This window comes from Enterobacter asburiae (genome assembly GCF_001521715.1).
In the GTDB taxonomy this organism is placed as follows: domain Bacteria; phylum Pseudomonadota; class Gammaproteobacteria; order Enterobacterales; family Enterobacteriaceae; genus Enterobacter; species Enterobacter asburiae.
Genome location: NZ_CP011863.1, coordinates 4,088,222 through 4,103,619, shown reverse-complemented (window position 1 = coordinate 4,103,619; position 15,398 = coordinate 4,088,222). Strand labels below are relative to the sequence as shown.

17 protein-coding genes are annotated in these 15,398 nt (G+C 56.7%); 7 read left to right on the top strand and 10 right to left on the bottom strand.

The window, feature by feature from the left end; translation table 11 throughout:
- Position 1 precedes the first annotated feature (1 nt).
- Both diaA and dolP read left to right on the top strand, forming a co-directional pair.
- Positions 2–592: a DnaA initiator-associating protein DiaA gene (diaA, locus tag ACJ69_RS25365; RefSeq protein WP_003861754.1), complete on the top strand. Its 591-nt coding sequence runs from the start codon at positions 2–4 to the stop codon at positions 590–592.
- Between the two features lie 9 nt (positions 593–601).
- Positions 602–1,177, top strand: a complete 576-nt coding sequence (gene dolP, locus ACJ69_RS19875; protein ID WP_029739641.1) for a division/outer membrane stress-associated lipid-binding lipoprotein — start codon at positions 602–604, stop codon at positions 1,175–1,177.
- 67 nt (positions 1,178–1,244) lie between these two features.
- On the opposite strand, the gene ACJ69_RS19870 is transcribed toward dolP, so the two are convergent.
- Together ACJ69_RS19870 and ACJ69_RS19865 are read right to left on the bottom strand one after the other, a co-directional pair.
- Entirely contained in the window at positions 1,245–2,282 is a 1,038-nt protein-coding gene (locus tag ACJ69_RS19870) for a permease (RefSeq protein ID WP_059347581.1), read from the bottom strand.
- Between the two features lie 40 nt (positions 2,283–2,322).
- On the bottom strand, positions 2,323–2,967 hold the full coding sequence (locus tag ACJ69_RS19865) for an NAD(P)H-binding protein (protein ID WP_033146736.1): 645 nt from the start codon (positions 2,965–2,967) through the stop codon (positions 2,323–2,325).
- Between the two features lie 128 nt (positions 2,968–3,095).
- Here ACJ69_RS19865 and ACJ69_RS19860 point away from each other — a divergent pair, with 128 nt between their 5' ends.
- Positions 3,096–3,614: a type 1 glutamine amidotransferase domain-containing protein gene (locus ACJ69_RS19860; RefSeq protein ID WP_059347580.1), complete on the top strand. Its 519-nt coding sequence runs from the start codon at positions 3,096–3,098 to the stop codon at positions 3,612–3,614.
- Here ACJ69_RS19860 and ACJ69_RS19855 read toward each other — a convergent pair.
- Positions 3,594–4,028 (bottom strand): YhbP family protein, encoded by a 435-nt coding sequence (locus ACJ69_RS19855; protein WP_023309322.1) that lies wholly within the window; start codon positions 4,026–4,028, stop codon positions 3,594–3,596. The genes ACJ69_RS19860 and ACJ69_RS19855 overlap by 21 nt on opposite strands.
- A gap of 14 nt (positions 4,029–4,042) precedes the next feature.
- On the opposite strand from ACJ69_RS19855, the gene ACJ69_RS19850 reads away from it, so the two are divergent.
- Complete coding sequence (locus ACJ69_RS19850; RefSeq protein WP_052194014.1) at positions 4,043–4,372, top strand: GIY-YIG nuclease family protein; 330 nt, start codon at positions 4,043–4,045, stop codon at positions 4,370–4,372.
- On the opposite strand, the gene ACJ69_RS19845 is transcribed toward ACJ69_RS19850, so the two are convergent.
- Both ACJ69_RS19845 and ubiT read right to left on the bottom strand, forming a co-directional pair.
- Positions 4,359–4,862 carry a GNAT family N-acetyltransferase gene (locus ACJ69_RS19845; protein ID WP_023309324.1) on the bottom strand — a complete coding sequence of 168 codons (504 nt, stop codon included), beginning with the start codon at positions 4,860–4,862 and terminating at the stop codon, positions 4,359–4,361. The genes ACJ69_RS19850 and ACJ69_RS19845 overlap by 14 nt on opposite strands.
- Positions 4,856–5,380, bottom strand: a complete 525-nt coding sequence (gene ubiT, locus ACJ69_RS19840) for a ubiquinone anaerobic biosynthesis accessory factor UbiT (protein ID WP_029739636.1) — start codon at positions 5,378–5,380, stop codon at positions 4,856–4,858. Before ubiT ends, ACJ69_RS19845 begins: the two co-directional genes overlap by 7 nt.
- A gap of 211 nt (positions 5,381–5,591) precedes the next feature.
- On the opposite strand from ubiT, the gene ubiU reads away from it, so the two are divergent.
- The 3 genes from ubiU to ACJ69_RS19825 all read left to right on the top strand — a co-directional run bounded on the left by ubiU (position 5,592) and on the right by ACJ69_RS19825 (position 8,559).
- Positions 5,592–6,587: a ubiquinone anaerobic biosynthesis protein UbiU gene (ubiU, locus tag ACJ69_RS19835; protein WP_059347578.1), complete on the top strand. Its 996-nt coding sequence runs from the start codon at positions 5,592–5,594 to the stop codon at positions 6,585–6,587.
- Between the two features lie 7 nt (positions 6,588–6,594).
- On the top strand, positions 6,595–7,473 hold the full coding sequence (locus tag ACJ69_RS19830) for a U32 family peptidase (protein ID WP_029739635.1): 879 nt from the start codon (positions 6,595–6,597) through the stop codon (positions 7,471–7,473).
- Between the two features lie 78 nt (positions 7,474–7,551).
- On the top strand, positions 7,552–8,559 hold the full coding sequence (locus ACJ69_RS19825) for a luciferase-like monooxygenase (RefSeq protein ID WP_059347577.1): 1,008 nt from the start codon (positions 7,552–7,554) through the stop codon (positions 8,557–8,559).
- 62 nt (positions 8,560–8,621) lie between these two features.
- Here ACJ69_RS19825 and mtr read toward each other — a convergent pair whose 3' ends face one another.
- From mtr to pnp, 5 genes are all read right to left on the bottom strand, one after another.
- Positions 8,622–9,866 (bottom strand): tryptophan permease, encoded by a 1,245-nt coding sequence (gene mtr / locus ACJ69_RS19820; protein WP_047646463.1) that lies wholly within the window; start codon positions 9,864–9,866, stop codon positions 8,622–8,624.
- A 142-nt stretch (positions 9,867–10,008) separates the two neighbouring features.
- On the bottom strand, positions 10,009–11,904 hold the full coding sequence (locus tag ACJ69_RS19815; RefSeq protein ID WP_029739632.1) for a DEAD/DEAH family ATP-dependent RNA helicase: 1,896 nt from the start codon (positions 11,902–11,904) through the stop codon (positions 10,009–10,011).
- Complete coding sequence (gene yrbN, locus ACJ69_RS25360) at positions 11,897–11,977, bottom strand: protein YrbN (RefSeq protein WP_097397692.1); 81 nt, start codon at positions 11,975–11,977, stop codon at positions 11,897–11,899. Before yrbN ends, ACJ69_RS19815 begins: the two co-directional genes overlap by 8 nt.
- Positions 11,978–12,084: 107 nt before the next feature.
- Positions 12,085–12,969 carry a lipoprotein NlpI gene (nlpI, locus tag ACJ69_RS19810; RefSeq protein ID WP_023309331.1) on the bottom strand — a complete coding sequence of 295 codons (885 nt, stop codon included), beginning with the start codon at positions 12,967–12,969 and terminating at the stop codon, positions 12,085–12,087.
- Between the two features lie 108 nt (positions 12,970–13,077).
- A complete protein-coding gene (gene pnp, locus ACJ69_RS19805; protein WP_029739631.1) occupies positions 13,078–15,216 on the bottom strand; it encodes a polyribonucleotide nucleotidyltransferase in 2,139 nt (712 codons plus the stop codon).
- Positions 15,217–15,398: the final 182 nt, after the last annotated feature.

Below are 15,398 nucleotides of genomic sequence, written 5' to 3'. Positions count from 1 at the left end.
CGTGCTCGAAAGAATTAAAGTGTGCTTCACAGAAAGCATCCAGACTCAGATTGCCGCGGCGGAAGCCCTTCCGGATGCTATCTCGCGTGCCGCAATGACGCTGGTGCAATCCCTGCTTAATGGCAACAAAATCCTCTGTTGTGGCAACGGCACGTCAGCCGCCAACGCACAGCATTTTGCTGCCAGCATGATCAATCGCTTTGAAACAGAACGCCCGAGTTTACCCGCCATTGCACTTAATACCGATAATGTGGTCTTAACGGCGATTGCTAACGATCGTCTGCATGACGAAATTTACGCTAAGCAGGTGCGAGCCCTGGGTCACGCCGGAGATGTGCTGCTGGCCATCTCCACGCGCGGCAATAGCCGGGATATTGTCAAAGCCGTTGAAGCCGCCGTCACCCGCGACATGACAATCGTGGCCTTAACCGGCTATGACGGGGGTGAGCTGGCGGGTCTGCTTGGGCCGCAGGATGTGGAAATCCGCATTCCTTCTCACCGGAGCGCGCGTATTCAGGAGATGCATATGCTCACGGTGAACTGCTTATGTGATTTGATCGATAACACGCTTTTCCCTCACCAGGATGATTAAGGAGTTCTTATGAAGGCTTTATCGACCCTCGCAGTCCTTATGTCTGCATTACTGCTTCAGGGATGTATCGCTGCGGCCGTTGTGGGTACCGCCGCGGTAGGCACCAAAGCGGCAACCGATCCACGCACCGTGGGGACACAGGTGGATGACGGTACGCTGGAGCTGCGCGTCAACAGTGCGCTGTCGAAAGACGAACAAATCAAGAAAGAAGCGCGTATCAACGTGACGGCTTATCAGGGCAAAGTGCTGCTGGCAGGCCAGGCGCCGAATCTGGAGCTCGCCTCTCGCGCGAAACAGATTGCGATGGGCGTCGAAGGGACCACAGAGGTGTTTAACGAAGTACGTCAGGGCAAACCAATTGGCCTGGGTGACGCCTCTTCCGATACCTGGATCACCACCAAAGTGCGTTCCCAGCTGCTGGGCTCGGACCAGGTGAAATCCTCCAACGTGAAAGTGACGACTGAAAACGGCGAAGTGTTCCTGCTGGGTCTGGTGACCGACCGTGAAGGGAAAGCGGCGGCCGATATCGCCAGCCGGGTGAGCGGCGTGAAGCACGTCACCACCGCGTTTACTTACATCAAATAAAAAAAATCCCCTCGCTTGAGGGGATTTTTTTGTAGGCCCGGTAAGCGCCAGCGCCACCGGGCTTTTTTTACATCAACGCAATACTGCCCACCATCACCCCGCTCAACGCCACCAGCCCTGCGGTCAGCCACAGCGCTTTCGCCGGGAACGACTTACGCAGCATGATAAGCGACGGCAGGCTGATCGCCGGCAGCGTAATCAGCAGCGCCAGCGCCGGTGCGGTACCCATACCGGCCAGCATCATGGTCTGAACAATCGGGATCTCCGCCGCCGTTGGGATCACAAACAGACAGCCTGCAACGGCCATCGCAATGACCCACATCAGCGTGTTGTCGATAGCGCCATCCGCATGCGGGAAGAGCCAGACGCGCGCCGCCCCCAGAGCCAGTACCGCCAGGATATAGACCGGGATGGTGCTCCAGAAAAGCTGCCATAGCGCCCTGCCCCAGCGCGCAAAGAAGCCACCCTGCGGCTCGCTGACGTCCAGCTCAACGGCTGCGGGTTCTGCGGCAGTATCCTTCACCAGTTTTTGCACCAGCGTCGCCACCACCAGCACGGTCAGCAGCCCGGCGACCAGGCGGATGAACGCGAAATGCCAGCCCAGCACAAAGCCCATAAACACCAGCGTTGCCGGGTTGAGCAGCGGGTTCCCCATCCAGAACGCCAGCGCGCCGCCCATCGACACGCGCTGACGGCGCATCCCTGCGGCCACGGGCGCGGCACAGCAGGAGCACATCATGCCCGGCAGGGAGAAAATCGTTCCCAGCAGCGTGCCCTGAAAGCGCGGCTGCCCGAGCGTTTTCACCAGCCAGTTGCGGGGGATAAGCACCTGAATCAGTGACCCCAGGATCACGCCTAAGACGGCGGCTTTCCAGACGGCAAGGAAGTAGACCATGGCGTAGTCCCACGCCGCCTGCAGCGGGCTGGAATCAGCCTGCGCGAGAATAGATTTACCGATGCTGTGCGTTTCGGCGGCGGTGAAGGCTTTGCCGTAGTACGGCTGCCATTTCACGTACCAGAGGCCAACAATGACCACGAGAAAGAAGAGTGCGGGCTTCCACCATTGAACAGGTGTTGCCGCCTGAGATGAAGACTGACCAGTCATAGCATTCCCCGGAGAGTATTAGGTTATTAGCCGGGGGAGTTTACGCCTCGCCCTGCGCGATTTCACGCAGTTTTGCCGAAGGGATAATGTTGACGCCCGCTTTCGACGGGGCCAGCCCCTCTTTTAACATCGCGCGCGCAACGTCCCGCGCCTCGATGGATTTCCAGTTGCCGGGAAGAATGCGAAACAGCGGGGCAAATATCGACTCGTTAAACCGGCGTTCGTCCCGGTGGCCGATCAGCATCGAGGGGCGCACAATCGTCAGCTGCTCCCATTTCTGCGCAATCAGCGCATCCTCCATCTTGCCCTTCACCTTGTTGTAGAAGAAAGGCGACCCGGCACTGGCGCCCAGCGCGCTGACCACCAGAAAATGTTTGGCCCCCAGCTTTTTCGCCGTAAGTGCGGTATCCACCACCAGCGTATAGTCGGCGTGGATAAATGCCTCTTTGCTGCCCGCCTCCCGCCGCGTGGTGCCCAGACAGCAAAAGGCGATATCAATGGGATCCTGCACCTGCGCCAGCGCGTCGGTCAGCTGAGGATCGTGCGGATTAAAGACGCCGGATAAGTCCGCCAGCGGTCGACGCGTCGGGGCGGCGATATAGTTCACGCGGCGATCCTGAATCAGCAGCCGCAGCAGATGATCGCCCACTAACCCGGTAGCACCTGTAATCAATACCTGACTCATCTTTTCCCCTTTACAGAATTGTCCGTTTGCGAACTCAGCGTCGTCGACCACACTTAGAAGTCTGTTACAGGTAAGTATTTACCACAAGCGGAGAAAAATCAGTCTGAAGCCAAAACAACGGAGGAAGCATGGGCAAGAAAATCGCAGTCTTGATTACCGACGAGTTTGAAGATTCAGAATTCACCTCTCCAGCAGAGGCGTTCCGCAAGGCGGGACATGAGGTCATCACCATTGAGAAAGAGGCGGGTAAAACGGTGACAGGCCATAAGGGCGAGGCGACCGTAACCATCGATGAGACCATCGATAACATTAGCCCCTCAGATTTTGACGCCCTGCTGTTACCCGGCGGCCATTCCCCGGATTCCTTGCGCGGGGACGAGCGCTTCGTGACCTTCACCCGGGACTTTGTCTCTACCGGCAAACCGGTCTTTGCCATCTGCCACGGCCCGCAACTGCTCATCAGCGCAGAAGTGGTCCGCGGGCGTAAGCTCACCGCCGTGAAGCCGATCGTTATCGATCTGAAAAACGCGGGGGCCGAGTTTTACGATCAGGAGGTGGTCAACGACAAAGACCAGCTGATCACCAGCCGAACCCCGGACGATCTTCCGGCGTTTAACCGAGAAGCGCTACGCCTGCTCGGCGCGTAACCAGTGCAGCTTCTTGCCAAAGCCCAGGGTGTTGTCGGTAAATTTCAGCTCATCGAGGCGGATTTCCCACACCGGGGCTTTTAGCGCAGCGGCAACGGGAAAGCGGCGCGTGTAGAGCTTACGGCGCGCGTCGCTCTCTTCACCATCCAGACGACGGATCTCCCCTTTAAACTGCACGCCGCGGATCAGCGCGACCGTTTTCGGCTGGCCGTTTACCGTGCCCGCGACCTTTGCCTGCTGGCCGGTCATCTGCGCATGACGCGTTTTGTCTTCACTCATGACATAAAAAGCCACGCGCTCAGGGTCATAGTAGTAAAACGCATTTGCGCACCACATCTCACCCTCGTCATAGACGCACCAGGTGACAACATGCTGCTTTGCCAGCCAGCGGTTAATGGCGGCCAGTGTTTCCATTTTCGTTCTCTCTCATGCTATGGTGCGTTCACCTTAACATACTGAATCTGTATACCGTGTGCTGGTTTCTCTATCTTGTCCGAACCGCTGATAACGCCCTCTACACCGGGATCACCACCGATGTGGCGCGGCGTTTTTTACAACATCAAACGGGAAAAGGGGCAAAGGCGCTGCGGGGGAAAGGGGAATTACAGCTCGCCTTCTCAGCGGCCGTCGGCGACCGATCGCTGGCGCTCAGGCTGGAATATCGCATCAAGCAGCTGACGAAGCGCCAGAAAGAGCGCCTCGTGACCGGAGACGACTCCTTTGAGGCGCTACGCGAGAGCCTGATTAAAAGCGATTGAAATGGTCGTGGTACTCGACCAGGCCATTGACGCCGTTGAGCGCGTCGTCCGCCAGGCGATGGACCTGGAAAGCGGATTCCGTACCCGGCCAGCGGCAGCGCAGATCGTAATGCGCGGCCTGCTCAAAGCCTAAACGGCCATAGAATGCCGGATCGCCCAGCGTGACAACGGCCGCGTAACCGAACTCATTGAGCGAATCCAGCCCTTCATAGACCAGCTGGCGTGCCAGCCCCTGCCCGCGATAGCTTTCATCTACCGCCAGCGGCGCCATGCCAACCCACTGCAGCTCTTCGCCCTGAACGATGACCGGACTGAAGGCAACATAGCCCACCACCTGACCTTCGTCATCGGTGGCAACAAGCCCCAGCGTAATCAGGCCGTCTTCGCGAAGGTCGTGGACCAGTTGGGCTTCGGCATCGCTCGCAAAGGCGCGGCGTAACAACGCATCGATCCCCGGCGCATCAATCCCAATTTCGACTCGAATCAGCATGGCTCACCTACTGAAGTGTGTTTACCGTCCGGCGGGGTTTTCAGCCCGGCCTCAACGAAATCTGCCATTTGCATTAACATCACGCGCAGCGCTTTCGGCATCTGCTCCAGCTCAATGGCATCCATTAAATTCTTAACGTACAGGCCCAGCTCCGTGTCGCCTTCAATCACCAGACGGCGCTGGAAGAAGAGCGTATCCGGATCCTGCTTACGCGCGGCGATCATCAGCAGATCGCTGGCGTTGGCGCTAAAGCTCACATCCGCGTCGGCGGATTCGCGTACGATCAGCTGGTCATTCTCAACGGAGGTAAACCAGCGCAGCCCGATGTCACGCACCTCAATGCTTAACCAGCGGCCTTCCAGGAACTCCAGCTCGCCGTCCTGCAGCGCCTGGCGGAACTGCCAGCTCAGGACCTGCTCCAGCACCTGGCGTTTAAGCGCGAACGGCGCCAGCTTGACCGGCACGCTCAGCATTGATGGACCAAATTGTACGAGACGTGAACGCAGTTTATCCAGCACGAGCTTTACTCCCTGATATCTATAGTCCTGCTATTTTGCCATATCCGAAGCGCAACATAGCGGCGTAAATCAACAAACCGTCGCCCGCCGTACCTCATTATTGGTGTCATCAATACGCCATTAGCTGCCTTAAATCAAAAATTGTCGCGTATGGGTTAATTAAAATCCCAGCTCGTTAACAATTTTGCGATCGACTACATCAGGATAAATTATGGAGCTGCTCTGCCCTGCCGGAAACCTTCCGGCGCTTAAGGCGGCCATCGAAAATGGGGCCGATGCGGTCTATATCGGGCTGAAAGATGACACCAACGCCCGCCATTTTGCTGGCCTCAACTTTACGGAGAAAAAGCTTCAGGAAGCCGTTAACTTCGTTCACCAGCACCGCCGCAAGCTGCATATCGCCATCAATACCTTTGCTCATCCTGACGGCTACGCCCGCTGGCAGCGCGCGGTGGATATGGCGGCACAGCTGGGTGCCGATGCGCTAATCCTGGCCGACCTCGCCATGCTTGAGTATGCGGCAGAACGCTATCCCCATATTGAGCGCCACGTCTCTGTTCAGGCATCTGCCACCAACGAAGAGGCGGTGCGTTTTTACCATCAACACTTTGACGTGTCCCGCGTGGTGCTGCCGCGCGTGCTCTCTATTCATCAGGTTAAGCAACTCGCGCGCGTCACGCCAGTACCGCTGGAGGTTTTTGCCTTTGGCAGCCTGTGCATCATGGCCGAAGGCCGCTGCTATCTTTCCTCTTATTTAACCGGAGAATCGCCAAATACCGTCGGAGCCTGCTCCCCTGCCCGCTTTGTTCGCTGGCAGCAGACCCCTCAGGGGCTGGAGTCTCGCCTGAATGAGGTGCTGATCGACCGCTACCAGGACGGGGAAAACGCCGGTTATCCAACCCTGTGTAAAGGCCGCTATCTGGTCGACGGCGAGCGCTATCACGCGCTGGAGGAGCCGACCAGCCTCAACACGCTGGAGCTGCTGCCGGAACTTCTGGCGGCCAATATTGCGTCGGTGAAAATCGAAGGACGTCAGCGCAGCCCGGCCTACGTGAGCCAGGTCGCGAAAGTATGGCGTCAGGCCATCGACCGCTGCATGGCGGATCCGCAGAACTACGCTCCACAGCAGGCCTGGATGGAGACGCTTGGTTCGATGTCCGAAGGCACGCAAACCACGCTTGGCGCGTATCACCGTAAATGGCAGTGAGATCATCATGAAATATTCATTAGGACCGGTGCTCTACTACTGGCCAAAAGAGACGCTGGAAGATTTTTACCAACAGGCCGCCACCAGCAGCGCCGACGTGATTTACCTCGGCGAGGCGGTGTGCAGCAAGCGCCGCGCCACCAAAGTGGGTGACTGGCTGGATATGGCGAAAGGCCTGGCAGGCAGCGGCAAGCAGGTGGTGCTCTCCACGCTTGCACTCGTGCAGGCGTCCTCCGAACTGGGCGAGCTGAAGCGCTACGTCGAAAACGGCGAGTTCCTGCTGGAAGCGAGCGATCTCGGCGTGGTGAACATGTGCGCTGAACGCAGGCTGCCGTTTGTCGCGGGTCATGCCCTGAACTGCTACAACGCCGTCACCCTGCGCCTGCTGCTCAAACAGGGGATGACGCGCTGGTGCATGCCGGTAGAGCTTTCCCGTGACTGGCTGGCTAACCTGCTTAACCAGTGCGACGAGCTGGGCATTCGCAATCAGTTTGAAGTGGAAGTGCTGAGCTACGGTCATCTGCCGCTGGCCTACTCCGCCCGCTGCTTTACCGCGCGCTCGGAAGACCGCCCGAAAGACGAGTGCGAAACCTGCTGCATTAAATACCCGAATGGACGCAGCATGCTGTCGCAGGAGAATCAGCAGGTGTTTGTCCTCAACGGTATTCAAACCATGAGCGGCTATGTCTATAACCTCGGCAACGAGCTGGCGTCGATGGACGGGCTGGTGGATATGGTTCGGCTGTCGCCCCTGGATACCGGGGTGTTCGCGATGCTGGACGCCTTCCGCGCCAACGAAAACGGGGCCTCACCGCTGCCGCTGACGGCAAACAGCGACTGCAACGGCTACTGGAGGCGTCTCGCCGGGCTGGAACTTCAGGCGTAAAAATGGCTCACTTTGTTAACAACGGTTATCATTTTTTAATGCAGTATTAAAGATTCACCGTCGACAAAGTGAGCTGTTATGACTGACAAAACCATTCCGTTTTCGGTGCTGGATCTGGCGCCGATCCCACAAGGCTCCTCTGCAAGAGAAGCCTTTTCGCACTCCCTGGATCTGGCTCAGCTGGCCGAAAAGCGTGGCTATCACCGCTACTGGCTGACCGAGCACCACAACATGGTTGGCATCGCAAGCGCAGCGACCTCGGTTTTGATCGGCTATCTGGCGGCAAATACCACCACCCTGCATCTGGGCTCCGGCGGCGTAATGCTGCCGAACCACGCCCCGCTGGTGATTGCCGAGCAGTTTGGCACGCTGAATACGCTCTACCCGGGCCGTATAGATTTAGGGCTTGGTCGTGCGCCCGGCAGCGACCAGCCGACCATGCGCGCCCTGCGTCGCCATATGAGCGGCGATATCGACAACTTCCCGCGCGACGTGGCTGAACTGGTGGACTGGTTCGACGCGCGCGATCCGAACCCGCACGTGCGTCCGGTGCCGGGCTACGGTGAGAAGATCCCGGTGTGGCTGTTGGGCTCAAGCCTCTACAGCGCCCAGCTTGCCGCGCAGCTGGGGCTGCCGTTTGCCTTCGCCTCGCACTTCGCACCGGATATGCTGCATCAGGCGCTGCATCTTTACCGCACGAACTTCAAACCGTCCGAACGTCTTGAGAAGCCGTACGCGATGGTGTGCATTAACATCATTGCGGCCGACAGCAATCGCGACGCGGAATTCCTGTTTACCTCTATGCAGCAGGCGTTTGTGAAGCTGCGCCGCGGTGAGACGGGCCAGCTTCCGCCGCCGGTGGAGAATATGCATCAGCTGTGGTCAGCCTCCGAACAGTATGGCGTGCAGCAGGCGCTGAGCATGTCGCTGGTAGGCGATAAGGCGAAAGTGCGACACGGGCTGGACGCGGTGCTACGCGAAACGCAGGCGGATGAGATTATGGTTAACGGCCAGATTTTCGATCACCAGGCGCGTTTGCATTCGTTTGAACTGGCGATGCAGGTGAAAGAGGAACTGGTGGGGTAGTTTTTTGCTTTTCTCCCTCTCCCTATGGGAGAGGGCCGGGGTGAGGGGTTCAACCCCTCGTTTTACTGATACACAGGCAACAGGTTAAAACTCGACAGCACGTGTACCAGAGCGTTACCAACGCCGAATACCAGAATCAGCGCAATCATCGGCTTACCGCCCCAGACGCGGAATTTCGGGCTGCCGAAGCGTTTACGTGATTTACGTGCCAGCAGCGCTGGCACAATCGCCGCCCAGATAGTTGCCGCCAGCCCTGCATAGCCGATGGCGTAGAGGAAGCCGTTCGGCCACAGCAGGCCGCCCACAATCGGTGGCAGGAAGGTCAGCAGCGCGGTTTTGAAACGCCCCATCGCAGAATCATCAAAGCCAAACAGATCCGCCAGGTAGTCAAACAGGCCCAGGGTTACGCCGAGGAAAGAGCTCGCCACCGCAAAGTTAGAGAAGATAACCAGCAGCAGATCCAGACTGCGGCTGTTCAACACGCCGCTCAGCGCCTGCACCAGCACGTCGATGTTACCGCCCTTCTGGGCAATGCCGATAAATTCCGGACGCGGGATGTTGCCCATCGTCCCCAGCAGCCAAATCACATACAGACCCAGCGCCAGCAGCGTGCCGTAGACCAGACACTTCACAATGGTGCGGGGATCTTTGCCGTAGTACTTCATCAGGCTCGGCACGTTACCGTGGTAGCCAAACGACGCCAGACAGAACGGCAGCGTCATCAGCAGGTACGGCGTGTAGGAGGTGTTCACTTCGGCGACGTTAAACAGCGTGGCGGGCGTCACGTGCCCCAGCAGGCTGCCGAAAGTCAGGAAGAAAGTGATGACCTTAGCGCCTAATACGATCGCCGTCATGCGGCTTACCGCTTTGGTACTCATCCAGACGATAAACGCCACAGCTAGCGCAAAACACAGCCCTGCCAGACGCGCCGGAACGTTCAGCGACATCTCCGAGAAGGTGTGGTGCAGAATCGAGCCGCTCGCTGAAATGTACGCGTAGGTCAGGATATAGAGTACAAACGCGATGGATAGCCCGTTCACCAGGTTCCAGCCTTTACCCAGCAGATCTTTGGTAATGGTGTCGAAGCTGGAGCCAATGCGGTAGTTCAGGTTTGCTTCAAGGATCATCAGCCCGGAATGGAGCATGCAGAACCAGGTGAAGACCAGCGCGGCCAGCGACCAGAAGAACCACGCACCGGACATGACCACAGGCAGGGAAAACATCCCGGCACCAATGATGGTTCCGCCGATGATCACCACGCCGCCAAGCAGCGAAGGTGACGTTTGGGTGGTGGTTAGTGTCGCCATACAGCCTTTTCTCCAGTCAATCATGCGGTTCTGCATTTTAATGTGACGCACTGTACCAGTACAAGAGTACAAAAGGAATAAAAAAAGCCCCGATAGCGTTTATCGGGGCTGTATATTTTACTTTACGTCAGTTGCGTAAGGCTTACGCGTCACGGCGACGGCTGGTGCCTTCGTCACGACGTGGGCCGCGATTTTCGCGACGCTCGCCGGAGAAACGACGTGGTTCACCGCGACCTTCGCTGCGGCCGCCTTCACGACGTTCGCCACCGAAGCTGCGACCACCGCCACGACGCTCACCACCGCGGTCAGGGCGTGGCTGTGCATCGCCCATCAGCTGCATGTTCATCGGCTTGTTCAGGATGCGGGTACGCGTAAAGTGCTGCAGTACTTCACCCGGCATACCTTTTGGCAGCTCGATGGTAGAGTGGGATGCGAACAGCTTGATGTTACCAATGTAACGGCTGCTGATGTCGCCTTCGTTAGCGATCGCGCCAACGATGTGACGAACTTCAACGCCGTCATCACGGCCCACTTCAATGCGGTACAGTTCCATATCACCAGCGTCACGACGCTCGCGACGTGGACGATCTTCACCACCACGCTCTGGACGGTCACCACGTGGGCCACGGTCATTGCGGTCATTACGGTCGCCACGACGTTCGAAGCGATCGTCACGGTCACGGAATTCACGCTTAGGACGCATCGGCGCATCTGGTGGCACGATCAGGCTACGTTCGCCCTGAGCCATTTTCAGCAGTGCTGCAGCCAGGGTTTCCATGTCCAGCTCTTCGCCTTCAGCAACAGGCTGAATCTGCGACAGCAGCGCACGGTACTGGTCCAGATCGCTGCTTTCCAGCTGCTGCTGTACTTTCGCGGCGAATTTTTCCAGACGGCGTTTGCCCAGCAGATCTGCGTTTGGCAGGTCAGCTTCTGGAATGGTCAGCTTCATGGTGCGTTCAATGTTACGCAGCAGACGACGCTCGCGGTTCTCAACGAACAGCAGCGCGCGGCCAGCACGACCCGCACGACCGGTACGGCCGATACGGTGAACGTAAGACTCGGAATCCATCGGGATGTCGTAGTTCACAACCAGGCTGATACGCTCAACGTCCAGACCACGTGCTGCCACGTCGGTTGCAATCAGGATATCCAGACGACCGTCTTTCAGACGCTCCAGAGTCTGCTCACGCAGGGCCTGGTTCATGTCGCCGTTCAGCGCTGCGCTGTTGTAGCCGCTACGCTCCAGGGCTTCAGCCACTTCCAGGGTCGCGTTTTTGGTACGCACGAAGATAATCGCCGCATCAAAATCTTCCGCTTCCAGGAAACGTACCAGCGCTTCGTTTTTGCGCATGCCGTACACAGACCAGTAGCTCTGGCTGATGTCCGGGCGAGTGGTAACGCTGGACTGAATACGCACTTCCTGAGGATCTTTCATGAAGCGCTTGGTGATACGACGAATCGCTTCTGGCATGGTGGCAGAGAACAGCGCGGTCTGATGACCGTCCGGGATCTGCGCCATGATGGTTTCGACGTCTTCGATGAAGCCCATACGCAGCATTTCATCGGCTTCATCCAGTACCAGGCCGCTCAGTTTAGAGAGGTCCAGAGTACCGCGCTTCAGGTGATCCAGCAGACGGCCCGGCGTACCGACAACAATCTGTGGGCCCTGGCGCAGGGCGCGTAACTGCACGTCATAACGCTGGCCGCCGTACAGGGCTACCACGTTTACGCCGCGCATATGTTTAGAGAATTCCGTCATTGCTTCTGCAACCTGAACAGCCAGTTCACGGGTTGGAGCCAGGACGAGGATCTGCGGTGCTCGCAGGTCCGGATCAATGTTGTTCAGCAGCGGCAGCGAGAATGCTGCAGTTTTACCGCTACCAGTCTGGGCCATGCCCAGCACGTCACGACCAGAAAGCAGGTGTGGGATACACTCAGCCTGGATCGGAGATGGTTTTTCGTAACCCAGATCGTTAAGGGCTTCAAGGATAGGAGCCTTCAGGCCCAGATCTGCAAAAGTGGTTTCGAATTCAGCCATGTAGTACAAGTGCCTCGATATTAATGGCGGCCAGTCTACTTAGCTCATCGTGAAAATGATTAGCAATTTTCATTGAAAAGTGTGAACCGGCTCAAAGTAGGTGTATTGACGAACAACAACGCCCTCACCAGTTAAGGTGATGGCAATCAAAAGATTACGGGCTGATGTTTATGTCGTCAGCTATTGCTGGTCCGATTCTGCCAGGTCGTCATGCTCCTGGCCCAAGAGCGATAATTCCAACAATGCATAACGGTGCTCAACGAAGTTGTGTACGTTGTTAGCAACCGCTAATTTGAACAGTGCCGTAGCGCTGTCCATATCCCCCAGACTTAGGTAGTACTTACCTAAATAGAAGTTGGTTTCACTGAGATGCTCAGCGAGCGAGGTGTTATCCGTTGCGTCCGCCTTGAGGCGTTCCATCAGCGTTGCTTCGCTAATGTTGCCCAGGTAGAACTCGACAATGTTCCATCCCCACTGTTCCTTGTCCGATTTATCGAAGCGCTGTTTCAGTGCCTCTTTTGCCTGCTTCTCATCGAGCTTCCGCTCAACGATGTAAAGCCACAGGCTACGGAAAGGATCATTAGGATCGTCTTGATAAAACGCCAGCAGATCATCTTGCGCTAACTTATCACGACCGCCGTAATACAATGCGATACCGCGATTCAAGTGCGCGTAGTTGTAAGTTGGATCAAGCTCAAGTACAGAATCAAACGCTTCATAGGCAGCATCAAAATTGCCTGCCTGCGTTAAATAAATGCCTAAGTAATTGAATACTTCAGGCATATCAGGTCGGATAGCCAGCGCTTGTGAAAAATCATTTCGCGCCAATGCCCTCAGACCGAGACTATCATACAACACTCCGCGCTCATATAAAAGCTGTGCGCGTTCTTCATCGGTTAAAGCCCGACTGGCAAGTATTTGTTCCATGCGTGCCAGAATCACTTCCTGCTGCAAAGTCGGTTGCAATGGCACTGCGAGGACTTCGCTCTTACGCCAGGCAGAGTTGCTGCATCCTGCCAGCGTTAAAGCTGTCGCAACGAAACACCAGCGCAAAAAAGGCTTCATTTCCCACTCCCGAAGACAACTATTGGATGAACGTCCTGTCCCCCGGCGGCTTAACAAGGCGTCCTGCCTGATAATAGGCCCTCCGCAAAGCGGAGGGCAAATGGCAACTTACTCGCCTTGCTGTTCTGCTGCCTGTGCTTCTGGCGCAGCAGCTGGCTGAGACTGCTCGGTTGCTTCTTTAATGCTCAGACGGATACGGCCCTGGCGATCAACTTCCAGAACTTTCACCGGTACTTCCTGACCCATCTGCAGGTAATCGGTCACTTTCTCAACGCGCTTGTCAGCGATCTGAGAGATGTGAACCAGACCTTCTTTACCGCCACCGATGGCAACGAACGCGCCAAAGTCAACGATACGGGTCACTTTACCTGCGTAGACGCGGCCCACTTCGATCTCTGCCGTGATTTCTTCGATGCGACGGATCGCGAATTTCGCTTTCTCGCCGTCGGTTGCTGCGATCTTCACAGTACCGTCATCTTCGATTTCGATCGTGGTGCCAGTCTCTTCGGTCAGCGCACGGATTACGGAACCGCCCTTACCGATAACATCTTTGATCTTGTCTGGATTGATCTTGATGGTGTGGATACGTGGAGCGAACTGAGAAATGTCGCCACGCGGCGCGTTAATCGCCTGTTCCATCACGCCCAGGATGTGCAGACGCGCACCTTTAGCCTGGTTCAGAGCAACCTGCATGATCTCTTTGGTGATACCTTCAATTTTGATATCCATCTGCAGCGCAGAGATACCTTCGCGGGAACCCGCGACTTTGAAGTCCATATCGCCCAGGTGGTCTTCGTCACCCAGAATGTCAGACAGAACAACGAAGTTGTCGCCTTCTTTCACCAGGCCCATTGCGATACCCGCAACGGCGGCTTTGATTGGCACGCCTGCATCCATCAGCGCCAGAGAGGCACCACACACGGAAGCCATGGAAGAAGAACCGTTGGATTCGGTGATTTCAGACACCACACGTACGGTGTACGGGAATTTGTCTGCTTCTGGCATCACTGCCAGCACGCCGCGCTTCGCCAGACGACCGTGACCAATTTCACGACGCTTCGGCGAGCCAACCATACCGGTTTCGCCTACGGAGTACGGAGGGAAGTTGTAGTGGAACAGGAAGCTGTCAGTGCGCTCGCCCATCAGTTCGTCGATGTTCTGTGCGTCACGTGCGGTACCCAGGGTCGCGGTAACCAGCGCCTGCGTTTCGCCACGGGTGAACAGCGCGGAACCGTGAGTACGTGGCAGAACGCCAGTACGCACATCCAGACCACGGATCATGTCTTTTTCGCGGCCATCGATACGCGGCTCGCCTGCCAGAACGCGGCTACGAACAACGTTTTTCTCGATAGCGTGCAGAATGTCGCTCAGTTCGTTAGCGTCCAGCGCTTCGTCTTCAGCAACCAGCGTCGCGATAGTTTCAGACTTGATCACGTCAACCTGAGCGTAACGCTCCTGTTTGTCAGTGATGCGGTATGCATCGCTCAGACGAGATTCTGCCAGGGCTGCAACGCGTGCGTTCAGCGCGTCGTTTGCTGCTTCTGGCTGCCAGTCCCAACGTGGTTTACCGGCTTCTTTCACCAGGTCGTTGATGTTCTGGATAACGATCTGCTGCTGGTCGTGGCCAAATACCACAGCGCCCAGCATCTGGTCTTCGCTCAGCAGTTCAGCTTCGGATTCAACCATCAGTACAGCCGCTTCAGTACCCGCAACAACCAGGTCCAGCTTACTTTCTTTCAGCTCTTCCTGGGTTGGGTTCAGCACGTACTGGTCGTTAATGTAGCCAACACGCGCGGCACCGATTGGGCCATTGAATGGAATACCAGACAGTGACAGGGCAGCGGATGCGCCGATCATGGCAACGATGTCCGGGTTAACCTGTGGGTTAACGGAAACAACGGTCGCGATAACCTGTACTTCGTTAACGAAGCCTTCCGGGAACAGCGGACGAACCGGGCGGTCAATCAGACGCGCAATCAGGGTTTCGCCTTCGCTTGGACGGCCTTCACGACGGAAGAAACCACCCGGGATTTTACCGGCAGCGTAGGTACGCTCCTGGTAGTTAACGGTCAGCGGGAAGAAGTCCTGACCTGGTTTAGCTTTTTTCTGGCCAACAACGGTAACGAATACCGCAGTGTCATCCATGCTTACCATAACGGCAGCAGTAGCCTGACGTGCCATCATGCCGGTTTCCAGCGTGACGGTATGTTGACCATACTGGAATTTACGAACGATCGGATTCAGCAAAGTTCTGTCCTTTCTTAAATGTTTGACAGCACACCACCGGTGTGCTGTCGATTTAACCCGACCTTCTTCGCATCCTCGCGACTAATGACAACCAACACCCCCATGGGTGAAGCCTCTCATTAGCCGCGCGAACCTCTGCAATGAAGATCATTTATAGCAACAATACAATAGTTTCCAGTGAA